The organism is Thermocaproicibacter melissae (assembly GCF_024498295.1).
Taxonomy (GTDB): Bacteria; Bacillota; Clostridia; order Oscillospirales; family Acutalibacteraceae; genus Thermocaproicibacter; species Thermocaproicibacter melissae.
Genome location: NZ_CP101827.1, coordinates 1878750 through 1895444, shown reverse-complemented (window position 1 = coordinate 1895444; position 16695 = coordinate 1878750). Strand labels below are relative to the sequence as shown.

Below are 16695 nucleotides of genomic sequence, written 5' to 3'. Positions count from 1 at the left end.
AATAGCCGGCACGCCGGAGTGAATACTATCCGGCGGAGGTGGTTGCATGCCGAAAGACAGTCAGCCGGACCCGAAGGGAGTTCGGGAGGAAAAGGCGAACGGGCAGACACCGCTGACGCGCGAAAATCAAAATCGTTCCAAAACAGCGAAAAAACAGTCAGCCCCGCGTCACGATGTGTAAGGAGGCAGAATCATGGCGAAAGCTGGAATGAGACGACCGGACCCGAAGGCACCCCACGGCACCAAGAGCAACCGGATTACACATTTCCCGAAAAACGAAGTACCTCCCGTGCCGGAAATTCAAGGGAAGGCGAAATCCGGAAAAAAGAAAGCAGGACTTATGTAAAACACAACAGCGGCGGGATGTATCGCGGATACATTTTCGCCGCTTTTTCGTTCGTTTCTGCCACAAAAATGCACGTTTTGCGATGTGTTTTCGGTATTGCGGAATTGTGCTATAATACATTGGCATAATGGCATAATAAAGAAGTGAAAAAGGGGACTGCCCGTATGAGTGAAATCGTCACCATTTACAAAATCAACTGCTATTCCTCGCTCGACCCGACCTGCGTGGGAGAAAGCGTTTCTCTGCTGCCGTGGGATGATTCCGACCCGACCAGCCGCGGAAAGGATGATGGCGGCCACGATTATGTTCTGCCGAAACATTACCGCCTCGGTACGGATGCGAACGGTCGCCCGGTGATTCAGAGGGAAGACGGAACTGCCTGTGAGCTGATGCTTCACAACGGGTGCCCGCTTTTGATTGACCGGGAGAAGCACATGGCGCATTTGCTCGAGCGCTACAAAAAATTGGAGATTTACCGCACCGCAGCGGGAATGACAAGGCAAGAACTCGCACAGCGCATCGGCGTCACGCAGCAGGAACTTTTTTCCTGGGAAAATTACGAAAAGAGCCCCACGCGCGAACAAACGGAGAAGATCGCCGAAATTCTGGGGTGCGATGCGTCAGAAATCCCCTGAAAAACGAATATTCCGCTGTTTCTCGCTTGAAATGCAGGGATTTCCTGCTATAATGAAAACGTACATTAATTTAGTATACATTAAAGGGAGAAATCCCATAGAGGTGCAGATATGTTGCTGGAAGTAAAGAATTTAAAAGTAAGCGTTGATGGAACAACGATTCTGAACGGGCTGAATCTGAGCGTGGGCGAGGGCGAAGTGCACGTTCTCATGGGCCCGAACGGAGCGGGAAAATCTACGCTAGTAAATACCATTATGGGCCATCCGCAGTACAAAGTGGAGGAAGGCTCCATTGTGTTCGACGGGAAAGACATTACCCATGCGCCGGCAAACGAGCGCGCAAAGGCGGGGCTGTTCCTGTCGTTCCAGAATCCGGAGGAAGTGCCGGGCGTGACGCTCGAGAGTTTCATGCGCACTTCGCGCCTTGCGCTGACGGGCAAGCCTGTCAAGCTGTTCGCCTACAAGAAAGAGCTTGCCGAGAAAATGCAGATGCTTAACATGGATGCGGAATACGCATCCCGTTACCTGAATGTCGGCTTCTCCGGCGGCGAAAAGAAAAAATCGGAGATTCTTCAGATGCTCATGAGCAATCCGAAGCTCGCGATCCTTGACGAGACCGATTCCGGCCTCGATGTTGACGCTGTGCGTACTGTGTCGCAGGGCGTTGAAAACTATATGAACGATGGGCAGCATTCGCTCCTCATCATCACGCACAACACAAAGATTCTTGAGGCTCTTACGGTGGACTATGTGCACATCCTGATGGATGGTCGCATCGTCAGAACCGGAGACAGCAGCCTTGTGGATGAAATCAACCGCAACGGCTTTCAGCAGATTTCCGCTGCGGCGGTCTGAGGGCCTGGAGGAAAGACAGCATGGAAAGAAAAAAGGCAGCGGTCCAAGATATTGACCGCACCATTTATGATATTAAAGATAAAGTCAATGCAGCTTATCAGGTGGAAGGCGGCCTGACGCCGGAAATCGTTTCCGAAATTTCAGACCAGAAAAACGATCCCGACTGGATGCGCGAATTCCGCCAGAAGTCGCTGAAGATTTACAACAGCATGGAAAATCCGAATTGGGGCCCTTCGCTGGAAGGCCTCAATATGGATAATATCGTTACGTACATCCGCCCCAACACGCCGATGCGCGGAAATTGGGCGCAGGTGCCGGAAGACATCAAGAACACGTTTGAACGCCTCGGTATTCCGCAGGCGGAACAAAAGTCGCTCGCAGGCGTCGGCGCGCAATATGACTCGGAAGTCGTGTACCACAACGTCCGCGAGGAGGTCAAGCGTCAGGGCGTCGTTTACACCGACATGGAATCTGCCATCCACGACCCGACGTACGGGCCGATGGTGCGCGAGCATTTCATGAAGCTTGTACCGCCGACCGACCACAAGTTTGTTGCGCTGCACGGCGCCGTTTGGTCCGGCGGTTCGTTCGTGTATGTCCCGCCGCATGTGAAGGTGGAAATTCCGCTGCAATCCTACTTCCGCCTCAACGCGCCGGGAGCGGGGCAGTTCGAGCACACGCTGATTATTCTCGGCGAAGGCGCAGACCTTCACTTCATCGAAGGATGCTCCGCACCGAAATACAACGTTGCGAACCTTCACGCCGGCTGCGTGGAGCTTTATGTTGCAAAGAACGCGCGCCTGCGCTATTCTACCATCGAGAACTGGTCCAAGAATATGTATAACCTCAACACAAAGCGCGCGCTAGTGGAAGAGGGCGGAACCATAGAATGGGTTTCCGGTTCGTTCGGTTCCCATGTTTCCTATCTGTACCCCATGAGCATCCTGAAGGGGGAAAACTCCCGCATGGAGTTTACCGGCATCACGTTTGCCGGAAAGGGACAAAACCTCGACACCGGTGCTAAGGTTGTGCATGCCGCTCCGCATACCTATTCCAACATCAACACAAAGTCCATTTCCAAAGACGGCGGCGTCTGCACATACCGCAGCTCCGTTGAGGTGCTGCCGCAGGCATACGGCTGCCGTTCCGCCGTCAACTGCGAATCCCTCATGCTCGACGACATATCGCGTTCCGACACGATTCCGGTCATGGATATCCGCAATGACGACGTTGAAATCGGTCATGAAGCAAAAATCGGCCGCATCAGCGACGAAGCGATTTTTTACTTAATGAGCCGCGGTATTTCCGAGGAAGACGCGAAGGCGATGATTGTTACCGGTTTTGCGGAGCCTATCGCCAAGGAGCTTCCGGTGGAATATGCGGTGGAAATGAACAACCTCATCAAGCTGGAAATGGAGGGTGCCATCGGCTGAGCGGTGGACGAATGATTATGGACCTTGCTTTGAAACAAATCAACACCCTGCCGACCCCAACATGGAACCGGCTGGGTATCAATTATCGGAATCTTGAAACAAAAGACCTCAGTTTTGCGCCATATTCCGGAGAACCGCTTTCCGCACTTCCGGACGGCGTGAGCGTTTCCGTTCTGCCGTTCCCGAAGCCGGAGCTGGAAACGGGCATGGGGGAAAGCGCGGAGGATTTCGTGCGTTCCAACCAAACCTACGGTCTTTCGCTGCGCGTCGCGGCGGGAGTGAAAGCCTCGGAACCCGTAAAACTGGACTTTTGCCTGAACGGGGAAAACCCGACTCTTGCCGATGCCGTTGACATTACGGCGGAGGAAAACAGTGAACTGACCGTTGTGATGAGCTACCGCTCCGAGGGAGATTTCGCGCAATTTCACGGTGGCCTCACGAGGCTTTACGCGGCGAAGGGCGCTGTGATTCACCTCGTGCAGGTGCAGCTTCTCGGCGAATCCTGCACGCATTTTGACAATGTTGGTGCCTTCGCGGAAGAAGGCGGAAAAATCGACGTCATTCAGGCTGAGGTAGGAGGCAAAACAGCGCTTTCCGGCGTGAAAACGCGGCTGGATGGCGAAAAAAGCAGCCTTGTCATGGATACGATTTATTTCGGCGACGGAAGCCGTTCCATTGACATGAACTACGTTGCGGAGCATTATGGGCGCAAAACCAATAGTGAAATCCATGTAACGGGCGCCCTGCTCCACGAAAGCGAAAAGACGTTCCGCGGAACGATTGATTTTAAGCGCGGCTCAAAACGGGCCGTTGGACATGAGAGTGAATACAACCTGCTGTTCAGCCCGAAGGTGCGCAACAAAACCGCTCCGCTGATTTTGTGCGCGGAGGAAGATGTGGACGGGCGGCATGGCGCTTCCACCGGAAAAATCGGTGAAAATACGCTGTTCTACCTTATGTCGCGCGGCCTGAGCGAGCTTGAGGCAAAGAAGCTGTTGATTGAAGCGCAGTTCCGCCCGGTTACCGACAGAATCCCGGACGAATCGCTTCGGACGGCAGTGATGGAGTATGTGCAAGGGAGGCTGAGCGGTCTTGAATCCATGGGTTAAGGATTTTCCAATCCTGAACGAGTCAATGAACGGCCATCGCCTCGTTTATCTCGATAATGCCGCAACCAGTCAGCGGCCGCTTCCGGTCCTGCATGCGGTCGAAGAGTTTTACCGCACGCAGAACGCCAACCCGCACCGCGGCCTCTACGGCCTAAGCGTCGAGGCGACCCAGCGGTATGAAGACGCGCGCCATACGGTGGCGGAGTTTATCGGCGCAGAGAAAGACTGCGAAGTCATCTTTACCCGAAACGCGAGCGAGTCGCTGAACCTTGTCGCTTACAGCTACGGCTTGACGTTCGTAAAGGAAGGCGACGAAATCATCCTTCCCGTCAGCGAACATCACAGCAACCTTGTGCCTTGGCAGATGGTTGCGCGGGCAAAGGGTGCGAAGCTCGTTTATCTCTACCCAGACGAAACCGGAAAACTTTCCGACGAGGATATTGAGGAGAAAATCACTTCCAAAACAAAAATCGTTGCCCTTGCGCATGTCTCGAATGTGCTCGGCACGGTTTACCCCGTAAAGAAAATCGCCGAGAAAGCACATTCCGTCGGTGCCGTGGTCGTTTTGGACTGCGCGCAGAGCATTCCGCACATGCCGGTCAACGTGCAGAAACTCGGAGCGGATTTCATGGCGTTCTCCGGCCATAAAATGATGGCGCCAATGGGTATCGGCGTCCTTTACGGCAGAGAAGAAATTCTGAACAACATGCCTCCGTTCTTGAGCGGCGGCGAAATGATTGAATATGTGCATGAGCAGGATGCAACTTTTGCACCCCTGCCGCAGAAGTTTGAAGCCGGCACGCAGAATGTCGGCGGCGCAGTCGGGCTGGAAGCTGCTATCAAGTACCTTCAGTCCGTCGGATATGAGCGGATTCAAAAGACCGAGCAGGAGCTTTTGAACTACGCGCTCGACGGAATGGCGAAAATTCCGCACCTCACGGTTCACGGCGGAACGGACAACCGCAAAAACCGCTGCGGGGTGATTTCGTTTAATGTGGACGACGTTCATCCGCACGATGTTGCGAGCATTCTCGATATGAACGGCGTTGCAATCCGCGCCGGCCACCATTGCGCGCAGCCTTTGATGGAATATCTGAAAGTGAACGCAACGTGCCGCGCAAGCCTGTATTTTTACAACACAAAAGAGGATATTGACATTTTCCTCGATAGTCTTAAGAAAGTCAGGGGGTGGCTTGGCCTTGGAGCTTAACCAGATTTATACGGAAATCCTTACCGAGCACAACAAATCGAACCGCAACAAGCACCACATTGAAAATCCGACAGTCACGCTGAAGGGTGTCAACCCGAGCTGCGGCGACGAGATAACGCTCGAGCTTCGCGAGAAGGACGGCGTCATTGAAGACGCCGGTTTTACCGGAATCGGCTGCGCGATTTCGCAGGCTTCGGCTTCCATTATGATTGACCTCATCAAAGGCAAGACGACGGAAGAAGCGCTGAAGCTTGCAAAGACGTTTTTCGGCATGATTAAAAATGAGATTACCGACGAGCGCGAGCTTGAAGTTCTTGACGAAGCCATTGCCCTGCGGGATATTTCGCACATGCCCGCACGCGTGAAATGCGCTGTGCTGGGGTGGCATACACTCGAGAATGCTATAACGGGGGAGAAAGAGTCATGAAAATCGTTTCGTTTCGTCCAAATCCAGAAAGTAACGCCCAAGTGATCGGTTATCTGCACGATCCGATTCCCGATGAAATGCCGCAGGGCGTTGACCGCCCGTGTGTAGTCGTTTACCCGGGCGGAGCTTATCAGTTTCTGTCGCAGCGGGAGGCCGATCCGCCCGCAATGGCTTTGTTTGCGCGCGGCTATCAGGTGTTTATCCTGTACTATTCCATCCGCGACAATGCCAGTGACCTTCGCCCGCTCATCGACGGCTCTCTGACTTTGATGAAGATTCGCGAGAACAGCGCGGAATGGCATGTGATTCCGGACAAAATCGCGGTTATGGGCTTCTCGGCAGGCGGACATGCTGCTGCCAGCCTCGGAACCCTGTGGGATGCACCGGAACTCAAGGCGAGAATTGACACGAAGGGCGGCAAGAACCGTCCGGACGCGATGATTCTTTGCTACGCCGTGTTGACCTGCGGCGAAAAGACCGAGCATGATACGGCTCACAATGTCTGCGGGCAGGACATGAGCCCTGAAATGGTGGAACTCTTCTCACTGGAAAAACACGTTACGCCCAACACACCGCCGGCCTTCCTCTGGCACACGATTGAAGATGAACTCGTGCCGGTCGAAAACGCAATGATGTTTGCGGAAGCCCTCCAGAAGAATCACGTTCCGTTTGAGTGTCACCTCTTCCAGAAGGGCAGACACGGATTGTCGATGTGCAATGCGGAAGTAGGCAGTGAAAATCCGCACGCAGCGCATTGGTTTGACCTCGCGGCCGAATGGCTGGACGATTTGTTCCAAATTTTCCGCTGAAATGCGAAGAACGGTTTGAAATACATAAGAAAAAACTCCCAAGAACGCTGAATGTGTTCTTGGGAGTTTTTTGCATGGAAAAATCACGAAGAAAACGGTATCTGTGTTGGGGCAGATACCGTTTTCTTGGGATAAGTTTGATAAGTAAGAAGCCATCGGCTCTTGAGGGAGAAACAGTTTATATGGAAGCTTTCCACTTCTTGTAAAGATGCTCAAAGGTCAGCGTTTCCACATCACTGTAGCCTTCCGTATCCATGTGCGGCGTATCGCCGAAATACATGGCACGTTCATTGTCTTTCGTGAAGGGTTTCCATTCGGGCATCGGCGTTCCGTCGGCGTCAAGACCGTTCGGGTTGCCGGTTTTCATAAAGTTGGTCCAGTAGTTGCACATCATGCGGGCAAGGTCGTAGTGTTTTCCCTTGAATGGACGCCAGCATTTTGCCAGGGTTTCAAAGGTGAACCAAAGATCAGAAGAATGGAAGGAACCGGCGTCGTCACCCGGAATTTCCGGGTTGAACCGATAGAAGTAAATCGGTTTGCAGCCGAGTTCATAATTCAGCCGTGCCCAAATGAGGTTGCCGATTTCAAAATTGTTTATGGTCGCTTTTTGGCGCATCGTTTCCAAATCGGCATTCGGGTATCCGCAGAGTTTCAAGAATGTTTCCGCATCTTCTTCGTAATTCTCTTCCGCATACTGTTTGAACTCTTGAACGGTTTTTACCTGCGGTGTAGCAAGGAATTCCGCAAGGGTATTGCCCATCAGAATATCTACTTGGCTCCTTCTGTTGTGCAGGATAGTCTGAACCGGGTCTTCTTTCAAGAATTTGCCGTCAATTACTATGTTCCATTTCATTTCAAAGGCATGAGTGTCTTTCCTCGGCGCAGGGAACTCGACCGATTTCTGGAACAGAGTTTTGGCGTCAATTTTGCGTGCTTCTTCGATGCTGGAGACACCGAGAAATTTCAAAAATTCGCAGCCAATTTGTTCGGCCTCTTCGAGGGTCGCGTATCCCTGATTGAATCCCTTAGCAAATCCGCCGCCGCTTTGGATGATTGCCCTCTGGAAGTAGCCGGCAGACATCTCCGAGCAGATATGAGCGGTTGTACTTCCGCCTCCGGCAGACTGACCGCCGATGGTGATATTATTCGGGTCACCGCCAAATGCCGCAATATTGCGCTTTACCCATTTGATTCCTGCAAGCTGGTCGAGTAGACCGAAATTGGTGCAGCACTCGTCACCACATTCTTTCGTGAGTTCCGGGTGAGCAAAGAACCCGAAAACATTCACGCGGTAATTTACGCTGACAAATACAACACCGCGGCGCGCGATTCTTTCTCCGTCGAACTCCATTTCAGCCGGGTAGCCGCACTGTAACCCGCCTCCATATATCCACACCATAACAGGGAGCTTCTCATCGCCTGTTTTTGCCGGTGTCCAGACATTTAACTGCAGGCAGTCTTCGCTCATGGGAATATCGGGGTCAACGTGCCATTCTTTGGAGTAGAAAGCATTTGGGTCTTTGCCGGGAACCTCCTGCATAGCGATAGGGCCGAAATGGTCTGCTTTCAAGACGCCAACCCAGGGTTTGGCGGGCTGCGGAGCGCGCCAGCGCAGTTCTCCAACAGGCGGAGCCGCAAAGGGAATCCCCTTAAAAACCGTTATTCTCGGGTCCGCCGCCGGAATACCTTCTACAACGCCTGTTTCTACCGTAACTTTTCTTAACAATTCGATGCCTCCCTAAAATAAACGATTTAGCAAATTAGCGCTTTACGTTCTTGAGTTCTAATATCATGCAAAAATTTACTATGTATGGAGCAAAATTATACCTGCAATAATTATAGTTTAATTTTATGGTAAAAGTCAATAAATTTTTTAATATTTTGCAGTAAATTATACAATTTTTAGAAAAACAATTGCGATTTGTTTTGCAATCCAGTATAATATCTATTGAAATGTGCTAAACAATACCGCTAAACATATCCTTACAATTCACAAAACTCTTTAGCAACTGATTTCTATTACAACGCTGAAAGGATAGATCTATGGAAAAGAAAGCAAAAGAAAAACTGTGGAATGGAAAGTTCATTTTTCTCATCGTCATCAGCTGCATTACGGGATTCGGCTTCAATATGGTGTACACCATGGTGGTGGACTACTCTGTCACACACTTGAGCGCAACCCTTTCCGTTGCAGGCCTGATTTCGGGAATTTATTCCATTGCCGCATTAATGATGCGCCCATTTGCGGGTGCTGCCTCAGACTTCTACAATAAGAAAAAAATCTGTATTATTTCAACGGGTGTCATAGCATCGACTGCCCTTGGGTATGCTTTTGCGCCGAATATTCCCTGCATGTTTGCGGTGCGCATCCTCCACGGTGCAGCGTTCGGCGTCAGCAGTACGGTAAACATTGCACTCGTTTCCTTCTGTATTCCGCATGACAGAATGGCGGAAGGCCTCGGTTATTACGGCCTGGGACAGATTCTGGCGTCGGCTGTCGGCCCGGGCATGGGAGCGGCAATTCAGGAGAAGTACGGCTACGAGACTCTGTTTCTGATTATTTTTGCGCTTACGGCTGTCGCAACCATCGGACTCTGCTTTTTCCGATATCAGGAGCCTGCAAAGGAGAAGAAACCGGACTCCTTTGCTGCCATGCTTTCGCCGAAAAGGATTATCGCAACCGATGTGCTGATGTACGCCGTCATCGGGAGCTTGTTCTCGTTCTCAAACGGCGTTGTGAATGCATTTCTGAAAACGTTCTGCGAAAGCCGCAATATTCCGAATTATGCCGTGTTTTTCACCGTTTCGGCAATTGTGCTGTTTGGAATGCGCCTTTCCATTGGGAAAATCGCAGATAAAAAAGGCATTACCGGCATAGTTAACTTTTCCCTCATCGCCTCGTTTGCGGCCATGGTGCTTCTCGGCAAAAGCACTTCCCTCGCCATGCTCTTGGTTGCTGCGGCACTTAAGGCGGCAGGTCAGGGCGGCGGGCAGGTTTCGCTTCAGGCTGAGTGCATCAAAAAGGCCGGACCTGAGCGCAGCGGCGTTGCCGCGGGTACCTTCTACATCGGCGCAGATATCGGTCAAGGCATCGGCCCGGCAATCAGCGGCGTGATTGCCGCTTCATTCGGCTGCGAAGCTGCTTTCTTCTTCACCGGTGTGCTGCTCCTTGCAGGGTGTGTGTTGTTTAATTACTACCAGAAAAAGCAGAAAGATATCGCAGTGGAAAACATAGAAGCTTCACCTTTAAGTCCAGAGGGAGGAGATACTGATGCTTAGAGAAACAAATACGGAAAACGGAAGGGTGCGGGGTATTCCTGCAGCCGACCCGAGAATAACAGCTTTCAAAGGCATCCCGTTCGCAGCGCCGCCGGTGGGCGATTTGCGCTGGCGCGCTCCACAGCCGGTGAAGAACTGGGAGGGTGTGCTTCTGGCCGACCATTTCGGCCCGATTTCCATGCAGAGTACTCCCGGCCTCGGTGATCCGAATGCTCTTTACAACAAGGAATGGCATGTAGACCCCGAAATTCCGATGGATGAAGACTGCCTCTACCTGAATGTGTGGACGCCCGCCAAAACAGGAAATGAAAAGCTCCCGGTTATGGTTTGGATTTTCGGCGGCGGCATGGTAGGCGGCTACACTGCGGAAATGGAGTTTGACGGTGAGCGCATTGCGCGGCGCGGCGTGGTGTTTGTCAGCGTCAACTACCGCGTGAACGGCTTCGGCTTTTTGGCTCACCCTGAACTGACCGCAGAAAGCCCGAACCACGCAAGCGGCAATTACGGCCTTCTCGACCAGCGTGCGGGAATTCAGTGGGTGAAACGCAACATTGCGAATTTCGGCGGTGACCCTGAAAACATCACGATTTTTGGACAGTCGGCCGGCGGCCGCAGCGTCGTCTGCCATCTTTCGTCTCCGCTGAACCGCGGCCTGTTCCGGCGTGCCATTGTCCAGAGCGGCGGCGGCATCTCTCCGACCTACCGCCGCGGCGGTTATGCTCCGCTCCATGAAGCGGAAAAAGTGGGCGTAAAGTTCCTTGAATTTCTCGGCGTTCAATCCATTGCCGAAGCGCGCAGGATTGATGCCCGCACCGTTTGTGAAAAATCAATGGAATTCATGAACAAGTTCGGCTACTGGTGGGGACCGACCGTCGACGGATGGTACCTCCCCGAGGATCCCGCAGTTGCTTATCGGAACGGGCATGAAATTGATGTTCCCATTCTTGTCAACAACACAACGAATGAACTGGTTATTCAACCGCATTTCAACTCTTTGGAAGAATTCGAGGCTTATGCCCAAAAGCGCTACGGCAAAGATGCCGCGGAATACCGCAGAATCTGTGACCCGCAGAATACCGGCGACATCGCAACCATGAGGAAAAACGGAACGTACAACCTCAGTGAATTGGCCAACAAAACATGGGCCGAGATGCGTGCCAAGGATGGCAAAGCAGTTACATATGTCAGCCGGTTTGGGCCTGAAATACCGGGAGACGACGCGGGTGCGTTCCATTCTTCCGAGCTGTGGTTTACCTTTGAAACGCTGGCAAAATGCTGGCGCCCGTTCAAGGGAAAACACTATGACCTTGCCCGCATGATGTGCAACTACTGGACCAACTTTGCAAAAACCGGCGACCCGAACGGCCTTGACGCCGACGGAACGCCGATGCCTGAATGGAAGCCATACACGCTTGAAAACCCGAATTCCATGTTTTTCGGCGATGTCCCGCAAATGGAGCAGGGCGGCCCATCTCCGATTCTAAAATTCCTCATGAAACGGGAAGAAGAAAAAATCAAATCCATGTAACGAAACTGGGAGGATCATCATGGGACTTGTCAATTATTCCTTTTATTCACGCGTTCTGCTGGAGCAGGTTAATATTGCAGTCCTTTTGCCGACTTACAATCTGGCGCATCCGGAGAAGTCACTCGACGAAGTGTACCGCAAAGGGCAGAAATTCCGCACGCTTTATGTGCTGCACGGCGGTTCCGATGACTGTACCACCTATATCCGGAATACCGACATCGAGCGTTATGCCGACGAAGGACAGTTTGCCGTTGTATTCCCTGAGGTCAAACTGAGTTTTTACTGTGATATGGCATACGGCGAAAAGTTTTTCACCTATCTTTCTAAGGAACTTCCGCTTGTCGTACAGTCTGTGTTTCCGCTTTCCGAGAAAAGGGAAGACCATTTTGTGGTTGGCAATTCCATGGGTTCTCACGGAGCATTCAAATGGGCGTTGCGCTGCCCCGAGTTTTTCAACGCCGCAGGCGGGATGTCTGGGGTGAGCGGCGTGGAGGAGCTTGGCTTCTTCCGCCCGATGGGGTCCACAAACAACCCTGTTTTCAATGCATTCGGTTCGGTCGAGGAATATCGTGAAAGTGAGAATGACATGAAATTTCTTGCGAAAAAATTGGTGAAGTCCGGCCGGCCGATTCCGCGCCTGTTCAGTTGCTGCGGCACAGAAGATCAGCTGACCTACGAAGGTTCCAAGGACTTCGCAGAGTATGCAAAGCAGATTGGTTTGCCGTTAATTTGGGAAGAGGGCCCCGGGAAACACGACTGGGATTTCTGGAATCCGTGGCTGAAAAGAATTATTGACTGGATGGGAATTGGGGTGGCAGAGTAATGGGTTACATGCGTTTCAGCTTCTTGTCAAAGACGTTGGGCTTCCATACGAATGTTGCAGTGGTCATTCCGTCGGACAAACCGATGCAGCCCGGGCAGAGTCTGGAAGACGCCTGCAGAATAACGGAGACCTACCCGGTCCTCTACCTGCTGCATGGCGGCGGACAAAATGCGTTCGACTGGGTCCGTTTTACAAGTGTGGAGCGCTACGCGGAAGAGCGCGGCATCGCGGTTGTGATGCCGGAAGTCGGTGCTTCCTCCTTTTACAGCGACATGGCTCACGGATACCCTTATTTCACCTACCTGAGTGAAGAACTTCCGAAGGTTGTGGAGTCGCGCTTCCCAGTCGGAGGCTGCCGTGAAAAACGCTTTGTTGCGGGCCTTTCGATGGGCGGATACGGTGCGTTCAAATGGGCATTCCGCAAGCCGGAATTTTTCTCTGCTTCCGCCGCGCTTTCCGGTTCCTCGCTCGTCGTGGAAATCTTCAGCCAGGGGTTCGGTTCTTCCTCACCGGACGACAGATGTTCTCTTGTCAACCTGAATTGGGGCGGCCTTGAAAAGCTGCGCAACAGCCCGGACGACACAAAATATATGCTCGAGCAAATTGCAAAAGACCCGGCAAAATATCCGGCTTTTTATGTGGCAATCGGCAGAGAGGACCCAACCTACCAATACACGCAGAACTTCATGAACTATGCGAAAAAGCTAGGAGTTCCGATTACATACGAAGAAGGCCCCGGCGGCCATGAGTGGAAATTCTGGGACGCATTCCTGCCGCGCGTGATGGACTGGTGCATGGACTCTGCAAAACAGCGCGCATGAATCTTTTTCTGCCGGAACCTTGACAGCGTGAAACCGAAAGCGGATAGTGTTTTGTTGGAAGGAGTTTGATTGAAATGATTGAAATTGCAGAAGTCGAGAACGGAAAGGTCAGAGGCCTTCCCGCTTATGACCCCGAGGTGATGGTGTTCAAGGGAATTCCGTTCGCGGCACCGCCTGTGGGCGACCTTCGCTGGCGTGCGCCGCAGCCGGCAAAAAACTGGGACGGCATTCTGGATGCCTACCGCTTCGGCCCGATTCCCATGCAGGCTATCCCGGACGGCAACCATGAACACCTCTATGCGCGCGAATGGAATCTCCCTCCCGAAACTCCGATGAGCGAAGACTGCCTCTACTTGAATGTGTGGACTCCCGCGCAAAAGCCCGGCGAAAAACTTCCGGTTTTCGTCTGGTTCTTCGGCGGCGGCCTTCAGGTCGGCAGTACGGTTGAAAAGGAGTTCGATGGAGACCGCCTCGCAAAACGTGGCATAGTTGTTGTAACGGCAAGCTATCGTTTGAATGTATTCGGATTCCTCGCTCATCCGGAGCTTACGGCAGAAGCGCCGGATGCCCCCACAAACTTCGGTCATCTTGACCAGCAGTTCGCCATTAAATGGGTCAAGCGCAATATTGCGGCATTCGGCGGCGACCCGGATAATATCACCATCGGCGGGCAGTCTGCCGGTGGAATGAGCGTCTGTGCGCTGCTGACTTCGCCGCAGAGCGACGGGCTGTTCCAGAGAGCGATTATCGAAAGCGGCTTTTTCAAGAGCCCCTATGGCCGGGTTGCCATGCAGTATCCTTTGGCTGAAGCGGAGGAAACGGGAAAAGAATTCTTCCGCCAGCTCGGAGTCAAAACGCTTGCGGAAGCACGCAGCCTGAGTGCTGAGTACGTGCGTGACAAGGCAATTTCCTGCGGCGTGTTCTGGGGAACCGTGGACGACGGAGTTTTCCAGCAGGGCAAATATGAAGACCGAATCATGAGAAAGAGGCATCCGGTACCTCTGCTGTTCGGCCGCACAGATAATGAATTCACTTTCGGTGCACCCGTGAAGTCTGTTGAGGAATTCAAAAAAGCAGTCGCCCGCTATGGCGACAAAGCAGAGCGCATCTGCGAAATTTGCCATGCAGATGAAGGCATCGAGGCCATCCAAAAGTACTCGGTAATCAGTGAACTGGATGTTGCAATGCGCAGCCTGTGTGCAGCGGAAGACCGTGCAGGCATTACGATTCCGAAGTATTATTATCTGTTCGGTTCCAGGATGCCTGGGTGGGATAATCCCGGTGCGTTCCATTCGAGCGACCTGTGGTTCTTCTTTGAAACGCTCGCAAAATGCTGGCGTCCGTTCACCGGGCCTCAGTATGATTTGGCACGCGTGATGTGCAACTATTGGGCCAACTTCATCAAGACAGGTGACCCGAACGGCGTCGACGCCGATGGGACTCCGATGGCCGAATGGCCGCCCTTTACCGAAAAGAAGCCGTATGTCATGCATTTCTATGACGAGAAGGAAAAATTCGGCGCAAAGCTGGATGAGCCGGACGAACTCACCCGCATCTTTGTCGACAAAATCGCCGATGATGCCGTCAAACACGAATCCGTGTAAGATTACTGTTCGGAAGCATCTCCCCTCTTCCGAGCAATAGCAAAACAATGCCCCCGATGCAGAAATTGAACTGCTTCGGGGGCATTGTTTCTGTCTGCTGAAAATTCAGAATCCAAGACGTTTTAAAAAATGCATCAGGTTGTCGACCGTCAGCGACAAATCTTCGCGGCTGTGCTTACGGGAGGTTTCAAAGGCTTCCGCTTTGCGGTTGATGCTGAAAACAGCGGAAACACCGAGTTCGTAAAGCGGAGCCATATCTCCTTCTATGTCGCCGACTACGGCGACAACCGGAACGCCCTGCTTTTTTGCGTGGCGCGCAACACCCGAAACGACCTTCCCGCGCAGACTCTGCGCGTCGATTTTTCCTTCGCCCGTCAAGACCAAATCGGCGCCTTGCAGCTGTTCGTCGAAATGGACGAGGTCCAGAATCGTTTCGATGCCGCTGCGAAGCTCAGCATGGAAAAAGGCGGCCATTCCTCCGCCCAGTCCTCCTGCCGCCCCCGCACCCGGAAGGGCGGAAATATCCGTGCCGAGGCATTGGCGTAGAATGTCGGAATAATGCTTCAGCCCCTCGTCCAACCGCTGGACCATAGCGGCGTCTGCGCCTTTCTGCGGGGCAAAGACACATGCGGCACCGGATGGCCCGTAAAGCGGGTTATCAACATCGCACATGGCAATAATCTGAGCCCTTCGCACAGCGGGGTTCATTTCGGAGTCGTCAATAGCTGCGATGTCCGCAAGTGTTCCGCCGGTGGGAATAAACGCTTTCCCGTTTTTATCGTAGAACTTGACCCCGCAGGCGGCGGCAGCGCCCACACCGCCGTCGTTTGTGCAGCTTCCGCCCAGCCCGACGATAATTCGGCTGCATCCCTGCGCCGCCGCACGAGCGATTAGTTGCCCGACGCCATAGGTGGTGGCCTTGTCGGGGTGCAGATTATGTTCTGCCAGCGTCAGTCCCGCGCAGGACGCCGTTTCAATGACAGCGTCTCCGTTTTCGGTAATTCCGAAGCTGGCCTTCCGCCTTTCAAAATAAGGACCTCGCACGCTTACGCTGATTTTCTCTCCTCCTGCGGCGCTCAGAAGGGCATCCACCGTGCCTTCACCGCCGTCCGCCACGGGGAACGAAAGAATCTGCGCCGTGGGGTAATGTGCTTCGACGGCGTTCGCCATCAAACGGCAGATTTCCGCGGACTCCATGGTTCCTTTGAATGAATCGGGAATCAGAATGATTTTGTTCATAGAATGACGATGCTCCTTCCGTTGATTCCAATCTGCGCGCTGTGCGAAAAAGCCCGAAGCGCCCCAACCTTTATCGAATTTAATTTTAGTATAACAACTGCGGACTGGGACGGCAACATCCGGGGAAGGGCAAAAAGAAACAGCGCACGAATTTCCGTGCGCTGCCTTTTGAAAAAACGCAAAGTCTGCAAAGCAAACGGAAAGAGAACGCCGAAAAGTGCAAAGGTATCGGCTGTGTGTCAGCGCAAACGGTGTTCTCTGTACTTTTCTTTGTCAGTCCAGAGAAAAGTCACAAGGAAGTCTGCAAAGACAATAAGACAAAGAATGTACAAGAAAATCGTTGCCAGAAAATTCACATGGAAGTACTCCAACATACCCGAGGAAACAGCAAAGACACCGCCGATTAAGCAGAACCATTTGACGGTTTTGACATAGACGCCGGTGTATTTGCTCTTAATGGTTTCCGTGCGGTACACCGTCCCTTTGCCGGTGATTCCCCAGTAAATCATATACACGCCGGCAATCGCCAGCAGCAGATCAAAAGCAGAAATATACTCTTCCATATGACGCCTCGTTT

General features: G+C 52.6%; 17 protein-coding genes. 14 read left to right on the top strand and 3 right to left on the bottom strand.

Annotated features, from left to right (window positions below; translation table 11 throughout):
* Positions 1–46: 46 nt before the first annotated feature.
* From NOG13_RS09135 to NOG13_RS09095, 9 genes are all read left to right on the top strand, one after another.
* Positions 47–181 (top strand): hypothetical protein, encoded by a 135-nt coding sequence (locus NOG13_RS09135; RefSeq protein ID WP_283110236.1) that lies wholly within the window; start codon positions 47–49, stop codon positions 179–181.
* Between the two features lie 12 nt (positions 182–193).
* Positions 194–346 (top strand): hypothetical protein, encoded by a 153-nt coding sequence (locus NOG13_RS09130; protein WP_283110235.1) that lies wholly within the window; start codon positions 194–196, stop codon positions 344–346.
* A 164-nt stretch (positions 347–510) separates the two neighbouring features.
* The gene (locus tag NOG13_RS09125; protein WP_283110234.1) at positions 511–981 is read left to right on the top strand and encodes a helix-turn-helix transcriptional regulator; all 471 of its coding nucleotides are present in this window, start codon (positions 511–513) and stop codon (positions 979–981) included.
* 111 nt (positions 982–1092) lie between these two features.
* Positions 1093–1836 (top strand): Fe-S cluster assembly ATPase SufC, encoded by a 744-nt coding sequence (gene sufC / locus NOG13_RS09120; RefSeq protein WP_283110233.1) that lies wholly within the window; start codon positions 1093–1095, stop codon positions 1834–1836.
* A 20-nt stretch (positions 1837–1856) separates the two neighbouring features.
* Entirely contained in the window at positions 1857–3269 is a 1413-nt protein-coding gene (gene sufB / locus NOG13_RS09115) for a Fe-S cluster assembly protein SufB (protein ID WP_283110232.1), read from the top strand.
* A gap of 11 nt (positions 3270–3280) precedes the next feature.
* On the top strand, positions 3281–4378 hold the full coding sequence (locus NOG13_RS09110) for a SufB/SufD family protein (RefSeq protein WP_283110231.1): 1098 nt from the start codon (positions 3281–3283) through the stop codon (positions 4376–4378).
* A 25-nt stretch (positions 4379–4403) separates the two neighbouring features.
* The gene (locus tag NOG13_RS09105; protein ID WP_416201411.1) at positions 4404–5588 is read left to right on the top strand and encodes an aminotransferase class V-fold PLP-dependent enzyme; all 1185 of its coding nucleotides are present in this window, start codon (positions 4404–4406) and stop codon (positions 5586–5588) included.
* The gene (gene sufU, locus NOG13_RS09100; RefSeq protein WP_283110229.1) at positions 5578–6015 is read left to right on the top strand and encodes a Fe-S cluster assembly sulfur transfer protein SufU; all 438 of its coding nucleotides are present in this window, start codon (positions 5578–5580) and stop codon (positions 6013–6015) included. The genes NOG13_RS09105 and sufU overlap by 11 nt, the downstream gene beginning before the upstream one ends.
* The gene (locus NOG13_RS09095; RefSeq protein ID WP_283110228.1) at positions 6012–6824 is read left to right on the top strand and encodes an alpha/beta hydrolase; all 813 of its coding nucleotides are present in this window, start codon (positions 6012–6014) and stop codon (positions 6822–6824) included. The genes sufU and NOG13_RS09095 overlap by 4 nt, the downstream gene beginning before the upstream one ends.
* Before the next feature lie 178 nt (positions 6825–7002).
* Here the strand turns inward: NOG13_RS09095 and NOG13_RS09090 are convergent, their stop codons facing one another.
* The gene (locus NOG13_RS09090; protein WP_283110227.1) at positions 7003–8550 is read right to left on the bottom strand and encodes a carboxylesterase/lipase family protein; all 1548 of its coding nucleotides are present in this window, start codon (positions 8548–8550) and stop codon (positions 7003–7005) included.
* A 317-nt stretch (positions 8551–8867) separates the two neighbouring features.
* Between NOG13_RS09090 and NOG13_RS09085 the strand changes: the two genes are divergently transcribed.
* From NOG13_RS09085 to NOG13_RS09065, 5 genes are all read left to right on the top strand, one after another.
* Positions 8868–10103, top strand: coding sequence for an MFS transporter (locus tag NOG13_RS09085; RefSeq protein WP_283110226.1), 1236 nt, complete (start codon positions 8868–8870; stop codon positions 10101–10103).
* A complete protein-coding gene (locus NOG13_RS09080) occupies positions 10096–11631 on the top strand; it encodes a carboxylesterase/lipase family protein (protein ID WP_283110225.1) in 1536 nt (511 codons plus the stop codon). The genes NOG13_RS09085 and NOG13_RS09080 overlap by 8 nt, the downstream gene beginning before the upstream one ends.
* A gap of 19 nt (positions 11632–11650) precedes the next feature.
* Complete coding sequence (locus NOG13_RS09075) at positions 11651–12454, top strand: alpha/beta hydrolase (protein WP_283110224.1); 804 nt, start codon at positions 11651–11653, stop codon at positions 12452–12454.
* Positions 12454–13275 (top strand): alpha/beta hydrolase, encoded by an 822-nt coding sequence (locus NOG13_RS09070; protein ID WP_283110223.1) that lies wholly within the window; start codon positions 12454–12456, stop codon positions 13273–13275. Before NOG13_RS09075 ends, NOG13_RS09070 begins: the two co-directional genes overlap by 1 nt.
* Before the next feature lie 74 nt (positions 13276–13349).
* Positions 13350–14879 (top strand): carboxylesterase/lipase family protein, encoded by a 1530-nt coding sequence (locus NOG13_RS09065; RefSeq protein WP_283110222.1) that lies wholly within the window; start codon positions 13350–13352, stop codon positions 14877–14879.
* Between the two features lie 105 nt (positions 14880–14984).
* Here NOG13_RS09065 and NOG13_RS09060 read toward each other — a convergent pair whose 3' ends face one another.
* Positions 14985–16118, bottom strand: a complete 1134-nt coding sequence (locus NOG13_RS09060) for a glycerate kinase family protein (RefSeq protein WP_283110221.1) — start codon at positions 16116–16118, stop codon at positions 14985–14987.
* A gap of 239 nt (positions 16119–16357) precedes the next feature.
* Positions 16358–16681, bottom strand: a complete 324-nt coding sequence (locus NOG13_RS09055; RefSeq protein ID WP_283110220.1) for a hypothetical protein — start codon at positions 16679–16681, stop codon at positions 16358–16360.
* Positions 16682–16695 lie beyond the last annotated feature (14 nt).

Bases quoted from the DNA above. Each gene is read 5' to 3' on its own strand.
- NOG13_RS09060 (WP_283110221.1), bottom strand. From the start codon at position 16,118: ATGAACAAAATCATTCTGATTCCCGATTCATTCAAAGGAACCATGGAG.
- sufB (WP_283110232.1), top strand. From the start codon at position 1,857: ATGGAAAGAAAAAAGGCAGCGGTCCAAGATATTGACCGCACCATTTAT.
- NOG13_RS09085 (WP_283110226.1), top strand. From the start codon at position 8,868: ATGGAAAAGAAAGCAAAAGAAAAACTGTGGAATGGAAAGTTCATTTTT.
- NOG13_RS09080 (WP_283110225.1), top strand. From the start codon at position 10,096: ATGCTTAGAGAAACAAATACGGAAAACGGAAGGGTGCGGGGTATTCCT.
- sufC (WP_283110233.1), top strand. From the start codon at position 1,093: ATGTTGCTGGAAGTAAAGAATTTAAAAGTAAGCGTTGATGGAACAACG.
- NOG13_RS09065 (WP_283110222.1), top strand. From the start codon at position 13,350: ATGATTGAAATTGCAGAAGTCGAGAACGGAAAGGTCAGAGGCCTTCCC.
- NOG13_RS09105 (WP_416201411.1), top strand. From the start codon at position 4,404: ATGAACGGCCATCGCCTCGTTTATCTCGATAATGCCGCAACCAGTCAG.
- NOG13_RS09130 (WP_283110235.1), top strand. From the start codon at position 194: ATGGCGAAAGCTGGAATGAGACGACCGGACCCGAAGGCACCCCACGGC.
- NOG13_RS09125 (WP_283110234.1), top strand. From the start codon at position 511: ATGAGTGAAATCGTCACCATTTACAAAATCAACTGCTATTCCTCGCTC.
- NOG13_RS09135 (WP_283110236.1), top strand. From the start codon at position 47: ATGCCGAAAGACAGTCAGCCGGACCCGAAGGGAGTTCGGGAGGAAAAG.
- NOG13_RS09075 (WP_283110224.1), top strand. From the start codon at position 11,651: ATGGGACTTGTCAATTATTCCTTTTATTCACGCGTTCTGCTGGAGCAG.
- NOG13_RS09055 (WP_283110220.1), bottom strand. From the start codon at position 16,681: ATGGAAGAGTATATTTCTGCTTTTGATCTGCTGCTGGCGATTGCCGGC.
- NOG13_RS09070 (WP_283110223.1), top strand. From the start codon at position 12,454: ATGGGTTACATGCGTTTCAGCTTCTTGTCAAAGACGTTGGGCTTCCAT.
- NOG13_RS09110 (WP_283110231.1), top strand. From the start codon at position 3,281: ATGATTATGGACCTTGCTTTGAAACAAATCAACACCCTGCCGACCCCA.
- NOG13_RS09095 (WP_283110228.1), top strand. From the start codon at position 6,012: ATGAAAATCGTTTCGTTTCGTCCAAATCCAGAAAGTAACGCCCAAGTG.